Source organism: Pseudomonas sp. JQ36, from assembly GCF_053851495.1.
On sequence record NZ_CM132642.1, the window covers coordinates 3,652,838 to 3,670,848 of the forward strand.

General features: G+C 59.3%; 19 protein-coding genes and 1 pseudogene. 8 read left to right on the forward strand and 12 right to left on the reverse strand.

From position 1 onward, the window contains the following. Positions 1-42: 42 nt before the first annotated feature. The 3 genes from ACS4NR_RS16340 to ACS4NR_RS16350 all read left to right on the forward strand — a co-directional run bounded on the left by ACS4NR_RS16340 (position 43) and on the right by ACS4NR_RS16350 (position 2,268). Complete coding sequence (locus ACS4NR_RS16340; protein WP_047599263.1) at positions 43-948, forward strand: LysR family transcriptional regulator; 906 nt, start codon at positions 43-45, stop codon at positions 946-948. Between the two features lie 55 nt (positions 949-1,003). Beyond that, on the forward strand, positions 1,004-1,408 hold the full coding sequence (locus tag ACS4NR_RS16345) for a GNAT family N-acetyltransferase (RefSeq protein ID WP_456017888.1): 405 nt from the start codon (positions 1,004-1,006) through the stop codon (positions 1,406-1,408). Positions 1,409-1,566: 158 nt separating this feature from the next. Continuing rightward, complete coding sequence (locus ACS4NR_RS16350) at positions 1,567-2,268, forward strand: hypothetical protein (protein ID WP_166497722.1); 702 nt, start codon at positions 1,567-1,569, stop codon at positions 2,266-2,268. A 67-nt stretch (positions 2,269-2,335) separates the two neighbouring features. On the opposite strand, the gene ACS4NR_RS16355 is transcribed toward ACS4NR_RS16350, so the two are convergent. The 9 genes from ACS4NR_RS16355 to hmpA all read right to left on the reverse strand — a co-directional run bounded on the left by ACS4NR_RS16355 (position 2,336) and on the right by hmpA (position 11,197). Further along, positions 2,336-2,827, reverse strand: a complete 492-nt coding sequence (locus ACS4NR_RS16355; RefSeq protein ID WP_456017889.1) for a RidA family protein — start codon at positions 2,825-2,827, stop codon at positions 2,336-2,338. A gap of 406 nt (positions 2,828-3,233) precedes the next feature. Beyond that, positions 3,234-4,121 carry a heme o synthase gene (gene cyoE, locus ACS4NR_RS16360; RefSeq protein ID WP_003227980.1) on the reverse strand — a complete coding sequence of 296 codons (888 nt, stop codon included), beginning with the start codon at positions 4,119-4,121 and terminating at the stop codon, positions 3,234-3,236. Positions 4,122-4,131: 10 nt separating this feature from the next. Beyond that, complete coding sequence (gene cyoD, locus ACS4NR_RS16365; RefSeq protein ID WP_047599258.1) at positions 4,132-4,467, reverse strand: cytochrome o ubiquinol oxidase subunit IV; 336 nt, start codon at positions 4,465-4,467, stop codon at positions 4,132-4,134. Next, a complete protein-coding gene (cyoC, locus tag ACS4NR_RS16370; RefSeq protein ID WP_003227982.1) occupies positions 4,467-5,090 on the reverse strand; it encodes a cytochrome o ubiquinol oxidase subunit III in 624 nt (207 codons plus the stop codon). Before cyoC ends, cyoD begins: the two co-directional genes overlap by 1 nt. Before the next feature lie 3 nt (positions 5,091-5,093). Then, complete coding sequence (gene cyoB, locus ACS4NR_RS16375) at positions 5,094-7,121, reverse strand: cytochrome o ubiquinol oxidase subunit I (protein WP_095136875.1); 2,028 nt, start codon at positions 7,119-7,121, stop codon at positions 5,094-5,096. A gap of 3 nt (positions 7,122-7,124) precedes the next feature. Next, on the reverse strand, positions 7,125-8,066 hold the full coding sequence (cyoA, locus tag ACS4NR_RS16380) for a ubiquinol oxidase subunit II (RefSeq protein ID WP_027612162.1): 942 nt from the start codon (positions 8,064-8,066) through the stop codon (positions 7,125-7,127). Between the two features lie 826 nt (positions 8,067-8,892). Further along, complete coding sequence (locus tag ACS4NR_RS16385) at positions 8,893-9,402, reverse strand: disulfide bond formation protein B (protein WP_025109264.1); 510 nt, start codon at positions 9,400-9,402, stop codon at positions 8,893-8,895. Positions 9,403-9,427: 25 nt separating this feature from the next. Further along, positions 9,428-9,778 carry an ester cyclase gene (locus tag ACS4NR_RS16390; protein WP_456017890.1) on the reverse strand — a complete coding sequence of 117 codons (351 nt, stop codon included), beginning with the start codon at positions 9,776-9,778 and terminating at the stop codon, positions 9,428-9,430. Between the two features lie 237 nt (positions 9,779-10,015). After that, positions 10,016-11,197 (reverse strand): NO-inducible flavohemoprotein, encoded by a 1,182-nt coding sequence (gene hmpA / locus ACS4NR_RS16395; RefSeq protein ID WP_456017891.1) that lies wholly within the window; start codon positions 11,195-11,197, stop codon positions 10,016-10,018. Between the two features lie 162 nt (positions 11,198-11,359). Here hmpA and norR point away from each other — a divergent pair, with 162 nt between their 5' ends. From norR to ACS4NR_RS16420, 5 genes are all read left to right on the forward strand, one after another. Beyond that, the gene (norR, locus tag ACS4NR_RS16400; protein WP_456017892.1) at positions 11,360-12,913 is read left to right on the forward strand and encodes a nitric oxide reductase transcriptional regulator NorR; all 1,554 of its coding nucleotides are present in this window, start codon (positions 11,360-11,362) and stop codon (positions 12,911-12,913) included. Positions 12,914-13,174: 261 nt separating this feature from the next. Continuing rightward, the gene (locus ACS4NR_RS16405; protein ID WP_007968390.1) at positions 13,175-14,077 is read left to right on the forward strand and encodes a chemotaxis protein CheV; all 903 of its coding nucleotides are present in this window, start codon (positions 13,175-13,177) and stop codon (positions 14,075-14,077) included. A 27-nt stretch (positions 14,078-14,104) separates the two neighbouring features. After that, positions 14,105-14,563, forward strand: coding sequence for a GNAT family N-acetyltransferase (locus tag ACS4NR_RS16410; RefSeq protein ID WP_456017893.1), 459 nt, complete (start codon positions 14,105-14,107; stop codon positions 14,561-14,563). 144 nt (positions 14,564-14,707) lie between these two features. Next, complete coding sequence (locus ACS4NR_RS16415; RefSeq protein WP_456017894.1) at positions 14,708-15,031, forward strand: hypothetical protein; 324 nt, start codon at positions 14,708-14,710, stop codon at positions 15,029-15,031. A gap of 86 nt (positions 15,032-15,117) precedes the next feature. Beyond that, entirely contained in the window at positions 15,118-15,867 is a 750-nt protein-coding gene (locus tag ACS4NR_RS16420; RefSeq protein WP_456017895.1) for a YkgJ family cysteine cluster protein, read from the forward strand. A gap of 140 nt (positions 15,868-16,007) precedes the next feature. On the opposite strand, the gene ACS4NR_RS16425 is transcribed toward ACS4NR_RS16420, so the two are convergent. The 3 genes and pseudogenes from ACS4NR_RS16425 to ACS4NR_RS16435 all read right to left on the reverse strand — a co-directional run bounded on the left by ACS4NR_RS16425 (position 16,008) and on the right by ACS4NR_RS16435 (position 17,986). Continuing rightward, positions 16,008-17,114, reverse strand: coding sequence for a methyl-accepting chemotaxis protein (locus ACS4NR_RS16425; RefSeq protein WP_456020395.1), 1,107 nt, complete (start codon positions 17,112-17,114; stop codon positions 16,008-16,010). Between the two features lie 201 nt (positions 17,115-17,315). Beyond that, positions 17,316-17,597, reverse strand: a pseudogene (locus tag ACS4NR_RS16430) (PAS domain-containing protein); the annotation flags it as partial. 149 nt (positions 17,598-17,746) lie between these two features. After that, positions 17,747-17,986, reverse strand: a complete 240-nt coding sequence (locus ACS4NR_RS16435) for a hypothetical protein (protein ID WP_047296393.1) — start codon at positions 17,984-17,986, stop codon at positions 17,747-17,749. Positions 17,987-18,011: the final 25 nt, after the last annotated feature.

Here is an 18,011-nt window from a genome sequence, read left to right on the forward strand (position 1 = left end):
AAACTCGGCAAAACTTCAATCATTTAAAAGCAGAGCTTGATAATGGACCTGTTGCAGGCAATGAGCGTGTACGTGAAGGTCGTGGAAGCGGGCAGCATGACGGCAGCTGCGTTGCAGTGCGAAATGTCCACGACCATGGTCGGAAATCACCTGCGCGCATTGGAGCAACGGCTCGGCGTGCAACTGTTGCAGCGCACCACCCGCCGCCAGCGACTGACCGAATTCGGCAGCGTTTACTACCAGCGCTGCCTGGACGTTCTGGGTCTGGTGGCCGACTCCGAGCGCTTGGCCGAACAGGCCCTCGACGAGCCGCGCGGCTTGCTGCGCATCACCGCACCGCTGACCTTTGGTGTCGAACGCCTGGCCCCGGCGCTCAGTGAATTTTCCCTGCAGTACCCGCAGGTGAAGATGGACGTGGTGCTGACCAACAGCCGACCGGACTTGCTGGAAAGCGGCCTCGACGTGGCATTTCGGCTAGGGCATTTCGAGCAGTCGAACCTGATCGCCCGGCCGCTGATCGACTACACCCTGACCGTGTGCGCCTCGCCGGCCTACGTCGCCCGACGCGGCATGCCGATCACCCCGGAAGACCTGCAACAACACGACTGCCTGTCCTTCGCATACCCTGCCGGCGACGACTGGCAATCGGTGGAAAAACGCTGGCGCCTCAGCGGCCCGGACGGCGAGATTCTGGTGGATGTCAGCGGGCCGATGCTGATGAACACGTCCGCCGGCCTGCATCAGGCGGCGCGCACCGGGATGGGCATCGTCATGTTGCCGGACGCGCTGGTGGAACAGGATCTGCGCGACGGCAAACTGGTGACGGTAATCCCCGATTACCAGCCACCAAGCCGCCCTTTGCATCTGCTGTACGCGCCGGATCGTTATCGTTTGCCGAAGCTGCGTCGGTTTGTCGAATTCGCGATGCAGACGTGGGGCAGAGCCTGACGCCGGTCGCGATCAACTACGCTCGAATAACTGCCACCAAGGACGCTGTCAGACTATGAACACCCACATCACCATACGTAATCTGCTGCGCGCTGAAGTGGAGCCAGTCCGGCTGTTTCTCGGCCAACATGGCTGGGGACACCGAACAGGCTCCAGCGATTACTTCGCTCAACTGATCGAAAACTCGCAACGCACTGCCGTCGCACTGAGCGGCGAGCAAATCATCGGTTTCGCCCGGGGCATCACCGATGGTTTATCCAACGGTTATCTATCAATGGTCGTGGTTGATGGCCAGCACCGCCGCGCTGGCGTCGGGCGCGCACTCGTCGAGCACGTCATGGGCGATAACGCTGAAATCACCTGGATGCTGCGGGCAGGGCGAGAAGGCGCGGATGCGTTTTTTGCGAGTCTGGGGTTTCACTCATCGGTAATAGCCATGGAGCGTCCGCGCCTGAAATAGCGCGGCGCATACCGCTCATGTGTGGATGCCGATAGAAAACTCGACCGGCAGACCGGTTGGTCCGTGACAACGCTGCCCCGCTCCCCTAAATTAACCGGCCTGAAAAAGACCTCGCGCTTTCTCGTCTCCACTCCAGTTAAAAAAGTAGTGAAATTTCAATGTCCGATTTCAACACCGCTGAATCCGTAGTCACCGAATCATCCAAAGCGGAATACGAAAACTCCATCAATCTTTCACAACACCTTCCACAAGCCAAAATCATCAGCGAGATGGTGCTGGATGCTTTCCAGTCGACCCGCGAAAGCGACCAGATCCGCGAGCTGCGCGCCGCGATCCGTCAGGCGCACGACAGCTTCGATGATGACAAGGCCTACGAGTTGATGGGTCAGCTCAAGGCGCTGAAAGACGCCGAGGCCGCCGACCTCGCCGCCCTCGAAGACCTGAGCAGCAAGTTCTCGATCGGCCGCATCCTGTCCTGCTTCAAGGACGATCCGGCGTTCCAGGAAATCGTTTACGGCCTCGCGCTCAAAGTGCTGAATCAGACCCACCAGGCGATCAGCAATCCGAGTGGCGGCAAGGGCAAGGCTGCCAAGAAGAAAGAACTGGAAATCTTCACCATCAGCAAGGACGGCAGCAGCGTGACCCTGCCGCTGCGCACTCCGCGTTCGCGCCTGAACGTTGACCGTGAAGCGCTGGAGTTCCTCGGTTTCACCTTCGTCGGTGAAGGCGAAGAAGCCGAGCTGGAAGGCGAAACCTTCGTCGACAACGCTGGCACCGAACACGCGATCAACCGCAAGAACATCATCACCGCGCTGCAGCAGCAGACCGCGTTCGATGGTTACAGCATCGCCGCGCAGTAATCCCGGCGCCGACAAAAAAGCCCCGCTCTGAGATTCAGGCGGGGCTTTTTGTTGGGCGGTGCGCCGGTCAGATTTCCGGCTGTACCGCCGCGATCATGTCGACTTCAATCGCGGCGTTCTTCGGCAACTGATAGACACCGACCGTAGTGCGAGTGTGCCGACCGGCATCGCCGAGCACATGGCTGAACACGTCCGATGCACCGTTGGCCACTTCACTCAGGTCCACGAAGTCCGGAGTCGACTTCACATACACGGTGACCCGCAACAACGCCCGAATCTTGTCCAGCGAACCCACCGCATCGACGATCAGCGCCAGGCAGCGCATGGCACTGATGCTCGCGGCGGCCTGGCCATCCTTGAGGTTCAACTCCAACCCCACACGACCGGGATACAGAATCCTGCCATTGACCCGCGGCACCATGCCGCTGATGTACAACTCATCGCGGTGGCGGATCAGCGGCGCGTAATTGCCGCCGGCGGTGTTCTCGCCATAGATGTCGTAGTTCAGCTCTTGTGCCAGGGCAATGAAGCGTTCGTCGCAGGTCATCCTCTCAGTCATTTCGCCCAGCCTTTTGATCAGTGCATGAAGAACCGCAGGTTAAGACCGATGATTGCCGGAGATTCGATTTGTGGCAGGTCATCGACATAGTTGGATCCAAATTTAGGTGTTTCACGAAGTGATAGCAACCGGCCGCTGAGGCATCCTTCGCCACATTTTCACGGTGTGCCGCCATCTCTGCGACGCCCTGCATTAACTCAGCAAACAGATTGCGCTTTTTCACCCAAACCTGCCCCATTAGAAAATAGCCTCTGGGATCCTAACTAATGAAAAGTTTTCTGAAGGTAGGAGATCTCTCTATAAGCAGACAGTCGTTTCCCAAAGACACGCTCAACCTTAAATAGCACCCAACAAAAAACCCCGCACATCTCTCAATGTGCGGGGTTTTTCTTAAAGCCATCCAGCCTTACGGCGCGTACGTCAGCAGCAGCTCGGCCGGCACCTTGAAGTCCAGGGACATCATGACGCTCAGGGCGGTGATGGTGAAGATCGAGAACACGAACAGCTTGCGTGCCCAGACCGTGTCATCCACCGCCTTGTAGCCGGTCCAGGCCATGTACAACCAGTACATGCCCATGGCCGCGGCGACCGCGAGGTAGCTCATGCCGGCGTAACCGCTGAAGGTCAGCATCAAGGTCGCCACGAGGAACGCCAGGATGTAGAGCAGGATGTGCTTCTTGGCCACTTCGATTCCGCGCTTGACGGGCAGCACCGGAATCGATGCGGCCAGGTAGTCGTTGAAACGGAAGATCGCGATGGCGTAGGAATGCGGCATCTGCCACAGACTGAACATCACCAGCAGGGTCAGTGCGGCCATGTCGAAGCTGTTGGTTACGGCAACGTAACCGATCACTGGCGGCATGGCGCCCGACAGACTGCCCACCAGCGTGCCGTGAACCGACTTGCGCTTGAGGTACAGGCTGTAGAAGCCGACGTAGATGATGAAGCCGATTACCGCGAACAGGGCGGCCAACGGGTTGGCCACCTTGTACAACAAGGCAACGCCGAGAACACCAAGGATGGTCGCGTAGACCAGGGCCAGTTTCAGGGAGATCAAGCCCTGCACCAGCACCCGGTTCTTGGTGCGTTCCATCTTCAGGTCGATGTCGCGGTCGATGCAGTTGTTGAACACGCAACCGGAGGCCACAACCAGGGAAGTGCCGATCATGGCGGCCAGGAACACCGCCAGATCTACATGCCCTTTCGAGGCCAGGAAGAACCCGCCTGCCACAGAAAGCACGTTACCGAAAATGATCCCCGGTTTGGTGATTTGGATAAAGTGCTTGAGCGACATCGGGTCTACCTCACTTCGCCATCATGTACGTGTGGATGCTGAACATGATCCACAGCGACAGGCCAACCAGCAGCAGGATCACGATGGCCGTAAAGACAAACGCGATCACGTTGTTACGTTGTGCAATCGAACGGTCCAGGTGCAGGAAGTAGTACAGGTGAACGATCACCTGGATTACCGCGAACAGCAGGACGATTGCCAGCGTGGTGGATTTCGGCAAGGTCGGGAACATCACCAGGCCGAACGGAATGACGGTCAGGATCACCGACAGGATGAAGCCGATGGCGTACGACTTTACGCTGCCGTGGCCAGCATCATGGCTGTCATGGGAGTGTGCATTAGCCATTACAGAGTCCCCATCAGGTAAACAACGGTGAATACGCAGATCCACACCACGTCCAGGAAGTGCCAGAACAGGCTCAGGCAGCTCAGACGGGTCTTGTTGGTCGCCGTCAGGCCGTGCTTGTTGACCTGGTACATCATGATGCCCATCCAGATCAGACCCGCGGATACGTGCAGACCGTGGGTACCGACCAGGGTGAAGAACGCCGACAGGAAGCCCGAACGGCTAGGACCGAAGCCCTCGGAGATCAGCAGGTGAAACTCGTTGATCTCCATGGCGATGAAGCCTGCGCCGAGCAGGAAGGTCATGAACAACCAGCCCAGAACCTGCTGCTTTTTACCTTTGTACAACGCCAGCATGGCGAAGCCGTAGGTGATCGAGCTGAACAACAGCAGAGCGGTTTCGCCCAGCACGTATGGCAGTTCGAAGATGTCGTGGCCCGACGGGCCACCGGCGACGTTGTTTACCAGTACCGCGTACACCGCGAAGATCGACGCAAACAGAATGCAGTCGGTCATCAGGTAGAGCCAGAAACCGTATACGGTCATCTCGCCCGAGTCGTGGTGATGGTCATCGTGCCCATGGTCACCATGGGCGTGTCCAACATTGGTCACTAAGTTCGACATGGTTTAAGCCTGTTCCAACGAGGTTACACGGGTGGCATTGGCCGGGATTTTCCCTGCCGCGACCAGACGCTTGTGCTGCTCGGCTTCGATGCGCTCGATCGTTTCAACCGGAACCATGTAGCCCTGGTCGTCACGTGCCGCGTGGATCACGAAGTAGATGACAGTGCCGGCCAGGCTGGCGATCGCCAACCACCAGATGTGCCAGATCATCGCGAAACCGAAGACGGTCAGCAGTGCGCCCATCACCACACCAGTGGCGGTGTTGTTCGGCATGTGGATCGGCTCGTACTTGGCCGGAGCCTGGTACGCAGTACCGTTTTCCTTGGCTTCGGTGAACGGGTCGATGCAGTCAGCCTTAGGCAGCACAGCGAAGTTGTAGAACGGAGGTGGCGACGAGGTCGACCATTCCAGAGTGTGGGCATTCCACGGGTCACCGTGTTCGCACATGTTCTCTGGCTTGTTGCGGTCACGCACACTGACGTACAGCTGGATCAGTTGGCAGGCGATACCGACAGCGATCATCACCGCACCGAACATGGCAACGTACAGGTACGGTACCCACTCAGGGTTGGTGGTGGCGTTCAGACGACGAGTCATGCCCATGAAGCCCAGTGCATAGAGCGGCATGAACGCGACGAAGAAGCCCGAGATCCAGAACCAGAACGCTGCTTTACCCCAGCCTTCGTGCAGCTTGAAGCCGAACGCTTTCGGGAAGTAGAACGCGAAACCTGCGATGTAACCGAATACCGCACCGCCGATGATCACGTTGTGGAAGTGCGCGATCACGAACAGGCTGTTGTGCAGAACGAAGTCAGCACCCGGGATGGCCAGCAGTACGCCGGTCATGCCGCCGATGGCGAAGGTCACCATGAAGCCCAGGGTCCACAGAACCTGGCTGGTGAAGCGCAGACGGCCCTGGTAGATGGTGAACAGCCAGTTGAACAGTTTCACACCCGTCGGGATGGAAATCAGCATCGTCGCCAGACCGAAGAAGGCGTTGACGCTGGCACCCGAACCCATGGTGAAGAAGTGGTGCAGCCAAACCATGAAGCCCAGTACCGAGATCGCGCCCGAAGCGTAGATCATCGAGTGGTGGCCGAACAGTTTCTTGCCGGTGAACGCCGAGATCACTTCCGAGAAGATGCCGAATGCCGGCAGGATCAGGATGTAAACCTCAGGGTGGCCCCAGGCCCAGAACAGGTTGACGTACATCATTGGATTGCCACCAAGTTCATTGGTGAAAATGTGGAAATCCATGTAACGGTCGAGGGTCAGCAGTGCCAGGGTAGCGGTCAGGATCGGGAACGAAGCCACGATCAGAACGTTGGCCCAGGTGCAGGTCCAGGTGAAGATCGGCATGTCCATCAGTTTCATGCCAGGGGTACGCATTTTCAGCACGGTGGCCAGGAAGTTGACCCCCGTCAGCGTCGTACCCAACCCGGATAGCTGTAGCGCCCAGATGTAGTAGTCCATCCCCACGCCAGGGCTGTATTGCAGACCCGACAGCGGTGGATAGGCAACCCAGCCGGTCTTGGCGAATTCGCCGACGCCCAGGGACAGGTTGATCAGCACAACGCCGGACACCAGCAGCCAGAAGCTCAGGGAGTTCAGGAACGGGAAGGCAACGTCACGCGCGCCGATCTGCAGCGGCACTGCAAGGTTCATCAGGCCGGTGAAGAATGGCATCGCCATGAAGATGATCATGATCACACCGTGAGCGGTGAAGATCTGGTCATAGTGTTCAGGTGGCAAGTAGCCAGGCGAACCCTCGGTGGCCATGGCCAGCTGGGTACGCATCATGATGGCGTCGGCAAAGCCACGCAGCAGCATGACCATGGCAACGATGATGTACATCACACCGATTTTCTTGTGGTCGACCGACGTCAGCCACTCGGTCCACAAGTAGGTCCACTTCTTGAAGTAGGTGATTGCAGCGAACAACGCCAGACCACCGAGCGCGATCATCGAGATGGTGACCATCACGATCGGCTCGTGGAAAGGGATCGCTTCCCAACTTAATTTACCAAACATCGTTTACTCCTCTGCCCCGGCAGCTGAATGCGAATTCGAGTCCATGTCCGTTGCCGCCACTTCTTTCTCTTTCTTCTCGTGCTTCAGCGGCTTGCCCGGTTTCATGCCTTCGTACTTGTCGACGATGGTCTGGAACAGGTTCGGCGTGACCGAGGAGTAGAGCTCGACTGGATTGTTCTGGCTTGGCTTGGCAAGGGCTGCGTATTCAGCTTGTTCAAGCTGTTTAGGTGCCTTTTTGACTTCACTTACCCAGGCGTCGAAATCTTCCTGAGAAGTTGCGATCGCTTTGAATTTCATACCGGTGAAACCAGCGCCGCTGTAGTTGGCGGAGATACCGTCCATTTCAGCGTTGCGGTCAGCGATCAGGTGCAGCTTGGTGGTCATGCCCGCCATCGCGTAGATCTGGCCGCCCAGGCCCGGGATGAAGAACGAGTTCATCACGGCGTCGGAGGTGATCCGGAAGTTGACCGGGGTGTGCGCCGGGAACACGATCTTGTTGACCGTGGCAATGCCTTGTTCCGGATAGATGAACAGCCACTTCCAGTCCAGCGCAACGACTTCGATGGTCACCGGCTTGACGTCGGATTCAATCGGACGGTACGGGTCCAGTTTGTGGGTCGAAATGTAGGTGATGTAACCCAGGGCGATGATGATCAGAACCGGGATGGTCCAGACCGCCACTTCGATTTTGGTCGAGTGCGACCATTTCGGGGTGTAGACGGCATCCTTGTTGGACGCGCGGTACTTCCAGGCGAACAGGAAGGTCATGACGATAACCGGCACAACGACCAACAGCATCAGCAGCGTGGCGGTGATGATCAGGTTGCGCTGTTCCAGGCCGACCTGGCCCGTTGGATTGAGCAGGGTCATGTTGCAGCCTCCCAGCAACAACGTGCCGAGCAGCGGCACTAGGCCTAGTAATCTGGGGTACCTGTTTTTACTCATCTCACGACCTCTAAAGCAGCTTGCGCAATGCAGTTGGGTTTTGATCGCCAACACTTCACCCTGCCAAGGGTTGGCATTTTCTTTGGATTGAATAAGGGCCGCCCGTCGCGCGTCAGACGCTCGACAAAACCTTGGGACAGCGGTCAGTTCTTATTCGAATTCGTGGTCAAAGGCCTTGTTACAGACCAATTCCATTTGGTGCGGAAAGTTGGAAGGCACCGACACCTGGGTGTCGCAAAAGCCTTTCGGCCCGCTCGACACCCGACTTCCTGTCCAGTTCCTTAATAAAGGCTGAACAGTGCCGGGAATTCAGTGCGGGCGATTGTAGATAGGTAGCGCCCTATACACCATGTCTTATCCCGAAATAATTTTTATCGCTCAGAGCAACAATCCATCACCGTTTTTGCAAAAGTTCCGCATGTTATCGAAATCGATTCTCAACAAAAACACCAAAAAATGTAGGCCTATACACCTCAGTTCAGACAGCTCCGAAGGGATTTTCCCGGCAGCGAATCGGCGCAAAGCCCGATATTCAAAGGCCTCTGGCCATCTGCCAGAGCCTGTTAAAACTGCCTGATCTGGCACCCGCGTGCAAAACCAGAAAAACGCCGAAACAGACCAATCCTTTTTTGTAACATTACGCCAATCCGGGTCGCCGAAAGCCCCTGCGACAGGGCGCGTGTGACAACATGTCGCACATCTGCCGCACTCTCCATTGCCGTTCGTCACGGTGATTTCACAATCACTCTGAAATGCAAAACGCCCCGATCGGCTGATACGCAAATCGGGGCGTTTTCTGTATCGGCCAATCTGCCGAAGAGTTGATTCAGCGCAGTGCTTTTCGGTTACGCGAGGTCAGCAGCGGCACCAGGATCACCACCAGCACGAACGCCACCAGTGCCCATTGCGCCAGCGAAAGGCCGAGGATCGGCGGGTACGGCGTCGAGCAGAAACCGTCGACCTGGAAGCCCAGCGGGAAGATCTTCGCCAGCGGCAGGTCGTCGACAATCGGCTGCAACACATCGATGCCGCAGCTCACCGCCGGATAGAACTGGGTGTACACATGATGCCCGGCGACACCGGCACCGGCGATCGCGCAGATCACCACCAGCACTTCGAACACCGTGATGCTGCGGCGGGTGCGCATCGCCGCGCCGATAAAGGCAAACAGCGCAATCAGCAGCAATGCATAACGCTGCAGGATGCACAGCGGGCATGGCGCCTCGCCCAGCACGATCTGCATGTACAGCGCGCCACCAATCAACGCCAGGCAGATGATGCCCAGCAGCACCAGAAAGCGCCGCTCACGTCCCAGTCGAATCGTTTCCTCGCTCATCGCGTTTCCCTTGTATGTCCATGGTTCAGCTGGCTGGCGGCTGCGCTTGCAGTTGCGCCAGCAGGCTGATGTTGTCTTCGATATGCCAATTGGCCGCGATGCGACCGTTGTCGATCTGATAGATATCGGTTGCCCGGAAGTCTACACGCTGGCCCTGCCCTTTGAGAGTCTTGAACGTCCCACTGAAGTGTCCGCGAAAGTGCAGATGCACCACCACGCGGTCGCCGGCAATGATCATTTGCTCGATCTCGCAGCTCAGGTCCGGCACCGGTGCGATCAACGCCGATTCGGCCGAAGCAAACGGACTGGCCAGCAAAGCGGCCGACAAGCCAAGCATTGCCAGGCTCGAACGAGAGGAGAAGATGATGTGCGACACGGGGGCGATCCTGATCAGTTAAACGAACGAGCGCCTATCATCAGCATCGGGGAATAAACGATAAACCGGTTAAGAAACGATTAACCTTTAAACACTTTTTAAGAATCAAAATTGCGTTACGGCCATCGCGAGCAGGCTCACTCCTACAAGAGATCTGCTTCGTACACCATTTTCATGTACGCCACCGCCCCTGTAGGAGTGAGCCTGCTCGCGATGAAGGCGACTCAGTCCTAAGGATTATTCCAAAGCAGCAGCCGGCCCGAAGAACTCATAACGGCTCTGCTGCTCCGGCACGCCCAACGCTTTCAGATGCCGCTTGATCGCGCCCATGAAGCCCTTCGGCCCGAGGAAGTAAGCGTCGACATCCCGTTGCGCCGGCAGCCATTCACCCAATTGCTCTTGGCTGAGGATCCCGACTTTGTCCGCCGCCGGGCTCACGCCGTCGTCTTCGGCGTAGCAATAAAAGCGCTTGAGCTGCGGATGACGCGCCGCCAGCCCATCGACCCAGTCGCGGAACGCATGCACGCTGCCATTGCGCGCGCAGTGGATAAAGTGCACCGGGCGCTCGGTTTGCAGCGCCGCTTCGAGCATCGCCAAAGTTGGCGTGATGCCGACCCCACCACTGATCAGCACCAACGGCTTGTCGCTCTCAGTCAGGGTGAACTCGCCCGATGGCGGGAACAGCTGAATGCTCGCGCCGACGTGCAGTTGATCATGCAAGTGGTTGGACGCACGACCACCCGGTTCGCGTTTGACGCTGATGCGGTACTGACCTTTATTGGCCAGTGCCGACAGCGAGTAATTGCGGCGGATTTCTTCGCCATCGAGGATCAGCTTCATGCCGATGTACTGACCCGGTTCTGCGGCAAGGATCGGGCCTTTGTCCGCCGGCTCGAAGTAGAACGAAATGATTTCCGCGCTCTCCTCGACCTTGTCCACCACGATGAACTCCCGCGCGCCGCGCCAGCCGCCGACCGCTTGTTCTTTCTGGTCGTAAATCGCCGCTTCGGCACCAATCAGGATTTCGGCCAGTTGCCCATACGCCGCGCCCCATGCGCTCATCACTTCCGGCGTAGCGATCTCGTCACCGAGCACTTCGGAGATGGCACGCAGCAGGCAAGTGCCGACAATCGGGTAGTGCTCCGGAAGGATTTGCAGGGCGACGTGCTTGTTGATGATCTTCGCCACCAGATCGCCCAACTGGTCGAGCTGATCGATGTGTCGCGCATACATCAATACACCGTTGGCCAACGCGCGCGGCTGATCGCCACTGGCCTGGTGCGCCTGGTTGAACAGCGGGCGAACCTCAGGGTATTCAGAGAGCATCATGCGGTAAAAGTGGGTGATCAGCGCTTCACCACCGCTTTCCAGCAGGGGCACAGTGGATTTGATAATGGCACGATCCTGGACGCTAAGCATAAGAGTGACTCCTGAGCTTTTTGAGAATTACCTTAGGCTTATCAGCTTTCGTGCCAGATTAATTATCGTTATAAATCAATGGCTTATTTTTTACGTAGTCATTTAGACTCAAAGCGTTTTATAGTCATCGCGACTACATAGAGTCTCTTTGACTACAAGACCATGACCGCCAAATCCTTGCTCACCGCTCTACTGCCATTGGTCTCCGACCTGTCCCGCGAACTGCCCGAGGGCGAGCGCTATCGACGCCTGCTCGAAGCCATGCGCGCCCTGCTGCCGTGCGATGCCGCCGCACTGCTGCGCCTGGACGGCGAATGGCTGGTGCCGCTGGCGGTGGATGGTTTGAGTACCGACACTCTCGGCCGGCGCTTCAAGGTCAGTGAACATCCCCGTTTCGAGATCCTGCTGGACGGCGCCGGGCCAACGCGGTTCGCCACCGACAGCGACTTGCCCGATCCTTACGACGGTCTGGTCGATGGTCTGGGCGATCACCTCGAGGTACATGACTGTCTCGGCTGTCCGCTGTTCGTCGATGAAAAACTCTGGGGCCTGATCACCCTCGACGCGCTCGATCCGGAGCGTTTTGAACCAATCGAACTCGACGCCCTGCAAGCCTTCGCCAGCCTCGCATCGGCCACGGTCAACGCCGCCGAACGCATCGAACGCCTGGCACTGCGTGCCGAAGACGAGCACCAGCGCGCCGAGGTCTACCGCCAGGCCAGCGGTCAGCAGCAGCGCGAAATGATCGGCCAGAGCAAGGCGCACAAACGGCTGGTGGAGGAAATCAACCTGGTCGGCGGCAGCGACCTGACGGTGCTGATCACCGGCGAAACCGGGGTCGGCAAAGAACTGGTGGCGCAAGCGATCCACGCCGCCTCCCCGCGCGCCGACAAACCGATCATCAGCCTCAACTGCGCGGCCCTGCCCGATACTCTGGTCGAAAGCGAACTGTTCGGCCACGTGCGCGGCGCCTTCACCGGCGCCACCAGCGACCGCCGCGGCAAGTTCGAACTGGCCAATGGCGGCACGCTGTTTCTCGATGAAGTCGGCGAACTGTCGCTGACCGTACAGGCCAAGTTGCTGCGCGTGCTGCAAAGCGGCCAGTTGCAGCGGCTCGGCTCGGACAAGGAACATCAGGTCGATGTGCGCCTGATCGCCGCGACCAACCGCGATCTGGCCGAAGAAGTGCGCAGCGGCCGCTACCGCGCCGACTTCTATCACCGCTTGAGCGTGTACCCGCTGCGAGTGCCGGCACTGCGCGATCGTGGGCGCGATGTATTGCTGCTCAGCGGCTTTTTTCTGGAACAGAACCGCTCGCGCATGGGCCTCAATAGCCTGCGCCTGAGCAGCGACGCCCAGGACGCGTTGCTCGCCTACACTTGGCCGGGCAACGTGCGCGAGCTGGAACACTTGATCGGGCGTAGCGCGCTGAAGGCGCTGGGCAACTGCAAGGTGCGGCCGAAGATTCTCAGTTTGAGCGCGGCGGATCTGGATCTGCCGCGGGAGGTTGTGGATAACTCGGTGGAGCCGGTTGCCGAGGTGCCCGCGATGCCGTTGATCAGCGGCGATTTGCGCAGTGCCACCGAGCAATATCAGCGGCAGTTGATCAGTGCTGCGCTTGAGCGTAACCAGGATAACTGGGCCAGCGCGGCGCGGGAGTTGGGGCTGGACCGGGCGAATCTTGGGCGGATGGCTAAACGCCTTGGGATGAGATAGACCTCCATTGTGGCGAGGGAGCTTGCTCCCGCTCGGCTGCGCAGCAGTCGCAAAAGCAGCGGACATGACCAACCTGATACACCGCGGTGGATGGTTATGGGAGCGCTTCGCACTCCAGCGGGAGCAAGCTCCCTCGCCACAACGTTTGACCCGGATTGAGGATTGAGCCTAAAGCCTGCCCCCGACAAGTCGATAACCCGGCATCAATAGTTTCTGGCGATTTGCACCCTCGCCCATCACCTTTTTCCACAGAAGGTTTATATGTCTTCCACCAAAGCCCGCGCAGATTCACTTTCGCTTCTGCTGTTTACCTTGCGCAGCGGCAAGCTGATGGCGATCAACCTGCTGAAAGTCAGTGAAATCATCCCCTGCCCGCCGCTGACCAAAATGCCCGAGTCGCACCCGCACATCAAAGGCATCGCCACCCTGCGCGGCGCGTCGCTGTCGGTGATCGACCTCAGCCGCGCCATCGGTGAACGCCCCCTGGAAGACCCGAACGGCGGCTGCCTGATCGTCACCGATGTCAGCCGTTCGAAGCAGGGCCTGCATGTGCAGGCGGTGAGCAAAATCGTCCATTGCCTGACCACCGACATCAAGCCGCCGCCGTTCGGCTCCGGCGGCTCGCGCGCCTACATCACTGGTGTGACCTCGGTCGACGGCACGCTGGTACAAGTGCTCGACATCGAGAAAGTCATCCACAGCATCGCCCCGGCGCAGATCGAAATGGCCCCGACCGACCTGAGCATGGAAGACGCCGAGGTACTGGGCAACGCACGGATTCTGGTGGTCGACGACAGCCAGGTGGCGCTGCAGCAATCGGTGCACACCCTGCGCAACCTCGGCCTGCAATGCCACACTGCGCGCAGTGCCAAGGAAGCCATCGACTGCCTGCTGGATCTGCAAGGCACCGCACAGCAGATCAACCTGATCGTCTCCGACATCGAAATGTCCGAGATGGACGGCTACGCCTTCACCCGCACCCTGCGCGAGACGCCAGACTTCGCCCACCTCTACGTGCTGCTGCACACCTCGCTCGACAGCGCGATGAACAGCGAGAAAGCACGCCTGGCCGGGGCGAACGCGGTGCTGACCAAATTCTCGTCGCCGGAGCTGACCCAACGTCTGATCGAAGCGGCCAAACACGTCGCGGCCAACGGTCACTGAGTTTTGGGCCAGACGTACTGCTTTTTGATGCGGCGCGACCTTCGTCAAGACGTGCCGCCGATCCACTGGTCGGAAGGCATTGAGCTGAGCACTTATCGTCCGGAACTCGCTGCGGCCGTGCATCAGCTGATGCAACTTGGCTACCGCGAGGGTGGCGGCCGCGTGCCAGCACTGGAGGAATGGCAGCAGCGCTTCGAGAGCGATGCCGAATACGATCCTGATTTGTGCTTTATCGCCCGCGATAACGAAGGCGTGATCGGCGTGGCGCAATGCTGGACCAGTTCATACATCAAGAATCTGGTGGTTCACCCGCGCGCTCAGGGTCGTGGACTGGGTCGAGCGCTGTTGCTGAATGCGTTCAAGGTGTTTCAGCAACGCCGTGAAGGTTTTGTCGATCTGAAGGTGCTTGAAGACAACCTGCGGGCGCAGCGTTTGTATGAGAGTGCCGGGATGATTGTGGTTCGCCGGGAACTTGTGCCGGACTGATCGACCGTCTTCGCGAGCAAGCCCGCTCCCACCCTGGAATGCATTTCAAATTGTGGGAGCGAGCTTGCTCGCGAAGAGGCCAGCCCAGGCAACTTCTCATCCTCAGGCATACTCAAACCTTGGCCAAACCAAGGATGCCCAACCATGAAAACCCTCTCCCTGAGCCTGCTCTGCCTCACCGCCCTGGCCTCCCAGGCCCACGCCTCCAGCCCCGACGCCTGGGCCGCTTACGACAAAACCGTGCTCGCCAGTTGCACCAGGGCCAGCGGCCTCAAAGACGCCAAACCCGTCGGCAGCCCCGCGCAATTCGATGACCGCGTCGGCTACACCGCCGTGCTGCTACAAGGCCAATACCCGCAAAAACACATGAAAGGCCAGCAAGGCACTGAGCTGTGCCTGTACAGCAAAAAGTCGAAAACCGCGTTCGTCACCGAATGGGACTCGATCCGTCCTACCACCAAGCCTTGAGGGCTGGCGCACAACTTGCTTCGATCAGCCTCAGCCTGGCGACTTTACGTCGCCGTTTCACACTCTGATTGAAGATTGATCGTGCAATGAATACGACATTTTCCTGCGTCGGTTGCGGCAAATGCTGCACCGACCACCATGTGCCCCTGACCCTCGCCGAAGCCCGCATGTGGGCGGCGGATGGCGGTCAGGTGATCGTGCTGGTGGAGGCCTTTCTCGGCAACGGCCTGGGCCTGCCGGCGCAGCAGCGTGAGCACGCCGAACGACGTTCGCTGGTGGTACGCAGCGGCACGACCGAGGCCCACGTGGCCATCACCTTCGCCGCATACAACGTCGGGCGCTGCCGGAATCTTGACGAAGAAAACCTGTGCCGCATCTACGAACGCCGGCCGTTGGTGTGCAGGATTTATCCGGCGGAAATCAACCCGCACATCCCGCTCAATCCGGCCGCCAAGGATTGCCCGCCGGAGTCGTGGCAACAGGGGCCGCTGCTGATTGTCGGCGGGGAGTTGGTCGATCAGGAACTGCTGGAGCTGATCCAGCGTTCGCGTCAGGCCGATCGCGATGATATCCGCATCAAGGATGCGATCTGCGCCGCGCTGGGGATTCGCACCACGGCGCTCAAGGGCGACGGCTTTACCGCGTATTTGCCGCAGATGGACGCTTTTGCGGCCGTGATCGATCAGGTTTCAGCACAGCCGCTGAGTGAAGCGTCCAGCGAATGGCTGTTTCATTTGTCCGGGGATGATGTGGCCGGGCAGTTGGTGGCGGCCGGGGCGCAAGTAGTGACTGAGCCGGCGCAGACGTATGCGTTTATTTCGCTGCGCGCGGCTTGATCCGGATTTTTTATTGCCTGCAATGGCCCCTTCGGGAGCAAGCCCCCTCCCACAGGGTTTTGAGTTGTACACAGAATAAATGATCAACTCACAAACCTGTGGGAGGGGGCTTGCTCCCGAAGAGGCCGGCCCAGATAACCTCAATCCCGAACCTGCCGCCGCCCCCAGAACTCCCGCGCCAGCAACCGCAAATCCCCCGCCAGCCCCGCCACATCTTCAGAATTGCGCTGACTCTGCCGCCCCTCATCCACCGTCAACTCGGACGCCGTGCGAATGCTGACGATATTACGGTTGATGTCTTCGCTCACCGCGCTCTGCTGCTCCACCGCCGCGGCAATCTGCAGGCTCATCTCGGTGATCTGCTCGACCCGCTCGCTGATCCCGTCCAGCGCCCGCGCCGCGCGTTGAGCCTGTTCGACGCTGTTATCCACATGCTCGCTGCTCTGCTGCATAACCAGCACGGCGTCCCGTGCACCGTTCTGCAGGGTGCTGATCATCCGTTGAATCTCGTTGGTCGACTGCTGCGTGCGCTGCGCCAGCCCACGTACTTCATCGGCCACCACCGCAAAGCCGCGCCCGGCATCGCCAGCACGCGCCGCTTCGATCGCTGCGTTGAGCGCCAGCAGATTGGTCTGCTCGGCGATGCTGCGGATCACCTCCAGCACCCCGGAAATCTCGCTGCTGTGACCTTCGAGCTGATGAATCACCTCGGTCGCCCGCCGCAACTCCTCGGCCAGACGCAACACCGCACTGCGACTTTCACCGACCAGCCAATGCCCTTCGCGGGTTTCCGTGCCGGCCATGTCCGCCGCCACCGACGCCTGCTGCGCATGGCTGGCAACTTGCGCGACGCTGGCGGCCATCTGATGAATCGCCGCCGCCACCTGATCGGTCTCCGCCTGCTGCGCCAGCGAACTGTTGTGACTGCTTTGCAGATGATCGACCAATTGCGCCGCGTGCCCGGCCAACTGCTGCGACGCATCACCGATACGCCCGACCACCGCGCCGACCTGGGCTTCGAGCATTTGCAGGGCAAACTCGATCTGGCCGAACTCATCGCGGCGCCCGGTATAGATGCTCTGACTCAACGGATTGTCCGCGACCTGCCGCGCGCGCTCGGTCAGGCGTTCCAGCGGCCGCAAGATCCAGCGCACGCCCAACGCGCAGAGACTGCTGCCGACCACAAATGCCAGCCCATCGATCCATGCCGAGTCCGGACGCAACCAGGCCTCGATCCCCAACACCAGCCCCAGCAACGCACTGGCCAAAGCCGTGATTTTGCCGCGCAGGCCTAACGTGGGCAGCGGCCGCCGCCCCTTCAACTCTCCGCGCAACTGCGCGTACACCCGCTCCGCCGCCGCCACCCGCCGTGCATCAGGCCGGGTGCGCACCGACTGATACTCCACCGCCACGCCGCTCTGCGTAACCGGCGTGACATACGCGCTGACCCAATAATGATCGCCATTCTTGCAACGATTCTTCACCAGCCCCATCCACGAGCGCCCGCGCTTGAGCGTCTGCCACATATGCGCAAACGCCTGCGCCGGCATGTCCGGATGACGCAACAGGTTGTGTGGCGTGCCGAGCAATTCGTCGCGGCTATAACCGCTTATTCTGATGAAATCATCGTTGGCGTAGGTGATCGCGCTGGTCAGATCGGTGGTCGAAAGAATGTTCGCGTCCGGCGCCACATCGACGTTACGGCCGGTTACCGGGAGATTGATCTTCATGGAAAGCGCGCTCGTTTTATGGGAAGAGTCGGCAGGGCTGCTGACTCTAAGCGCACCAATTGGTCAAATATTGATCTGGCTCAGGATCTGAGCACTTAGCCATCACTGCGACCGAAAATCGCAGTCGATGGCCAAAAGAGGGATGAAACTCAGCGCTTGCCCATCGAGCGACGGGTACCCGGCGGCGCCATGCCCGGGGTCTTGGTGTGGCCGTTCTTGGCGCCATTCTTGTACCACGGCTGGTTCGAACCCTTGGCAGCCGCCAGTTCACCCGGTTTGAACGGGAACTTGAAAGCCGGGATCTCGGGTTTGGTCTCGCTGGCATCAGTCAGCTCGGCCGGGACATCGCTCACGGCGTCGTCAACCGGCGGTTGGATCGGGGAAGTCATAAAAGCTCCGCAAAGCAAAAAGTCC

Excerpts from the sequence above, each read along its gene's own strand:
- ACS4NR_RS16340 (WP_047599263.1), top strand. The coding sequence starts at position 43 with ATGGACCTGTTGCAGGCAATGAGCGTGTACGTGAAGGTCGTGGAAGCG.
- ACS4NR_RS16345 (WP_456017888.1), top strand. The coding sequence starts at position 1,004 with ATGAACACCCACATCACCATACGTAATCTGCTGCGCGCTGAAGTGGAG.
- ACS4NR_RS16350 (WP_166497722.1), top strand. The coding sequence starts at position 1,567 with ATGTCCGATTTCAACACCGCTGAATCCGTAGTCACCGAATCATCCAAA.
- ACS4NR_RS16355 (WP_456017889.1), bottom strand. The coding sequence starts at position 2,827 with ATGACTGAGAGGATGACCTGCGACGAACGCTTCATTGCCCTGGCACAA.
- cyoE (WP_003227980.1), bottom strand. The coding sequence starts at position 4,121 with ATGTCGCTCAAGCACTTTATCCAAATCACCAAACCGGGGATCATTTTC.
- cyoD (WP_047599258.1), bottom strand. The coding sequence starts at position 4,467 with ATGGCTAATGCACACTCCCATGACAGCCATGATGCTGGCCACGGCAGC.
- cyoC (WP_003227982.1), bottom strand. The coding sequence starts at position 5,090 with ATGTCGAACTTAGTGACCAATGTTGGACACGCCCATGGTGACCATGGG.
- cyoB (WP_095136875.1), bottom strand. The coding sequence starts at position 7,121 with ATGTTTGGTAAATTAAGTTGGGAAGCGATCCCTTTCCACGAGCCGATC.
- cyoA (WP_027612162.1), bottom strand. The coding sequence starts at position 8,066 with ATGAGTAAAAACAGGTACCCCAGATTACTAGGCCTAGTGCCGCTGCTC.
- ACS4NR_RS16385 (WP_025109264.1), bottom strand. The coding sequence starts at position 9,402 with ATGAGCGAGGAAACGATTCGACTGGGACGTGAGCGGCGCTTTCTGGTG.
- hmpA (WP_456017891.1), bottom strand. The coding sequence starts at position 11,197 with ATGCTTAGCGTCCAGGATCGTGCCATTATCAAATCCACTGTGCCCCTG.
- norR (WP_456017892.1), top strand. The coding sequence starts at position 11,360 with ATGACCGCCAAATCCTTGCTCACCGCTCTACTGCCATTGGTCTCCGAC.
- ACS4NR_RS16405 (WP_007968390.1), top strand. The coding sequence starts at position 13,175 with ATGTCTTCCACCAAAGCCCGCGCAGATTCACTTTCGCTTCTGCTGTTT.
- ACS4NR_RS16410 (WP_456017893.1), top strand. The coding sequence starts at position 14,105 with ATGCGGCGCGACCTTCGTCAAGACGTGCCGCCGATCCACTGGTCGGAA.
- ACS4NR_RS16415 (WP_456017894.1), top strand. The coding sequence starts at position 14,708 with ATGAAAACCCTCTCCCTGAGCCTGCTCTGCCTCACCGCCCTGGCCTCC.
- ACS4NR_RS16420 (WP_456017895.1), top strand. The coding sequence starts at position 15,118 with ATGAATACGACATTTTCCTGCGTCGGTTGCGGCAAATGCTGCACCGAC.
- ACS4NR_RS16435 (WP_047296393.1), bottom strand. The coding sequence starts at position 17,986 with ATGACTTCCCCGATCCAACCGCCGGTTGACGACGCCGTGAGCGATGTC.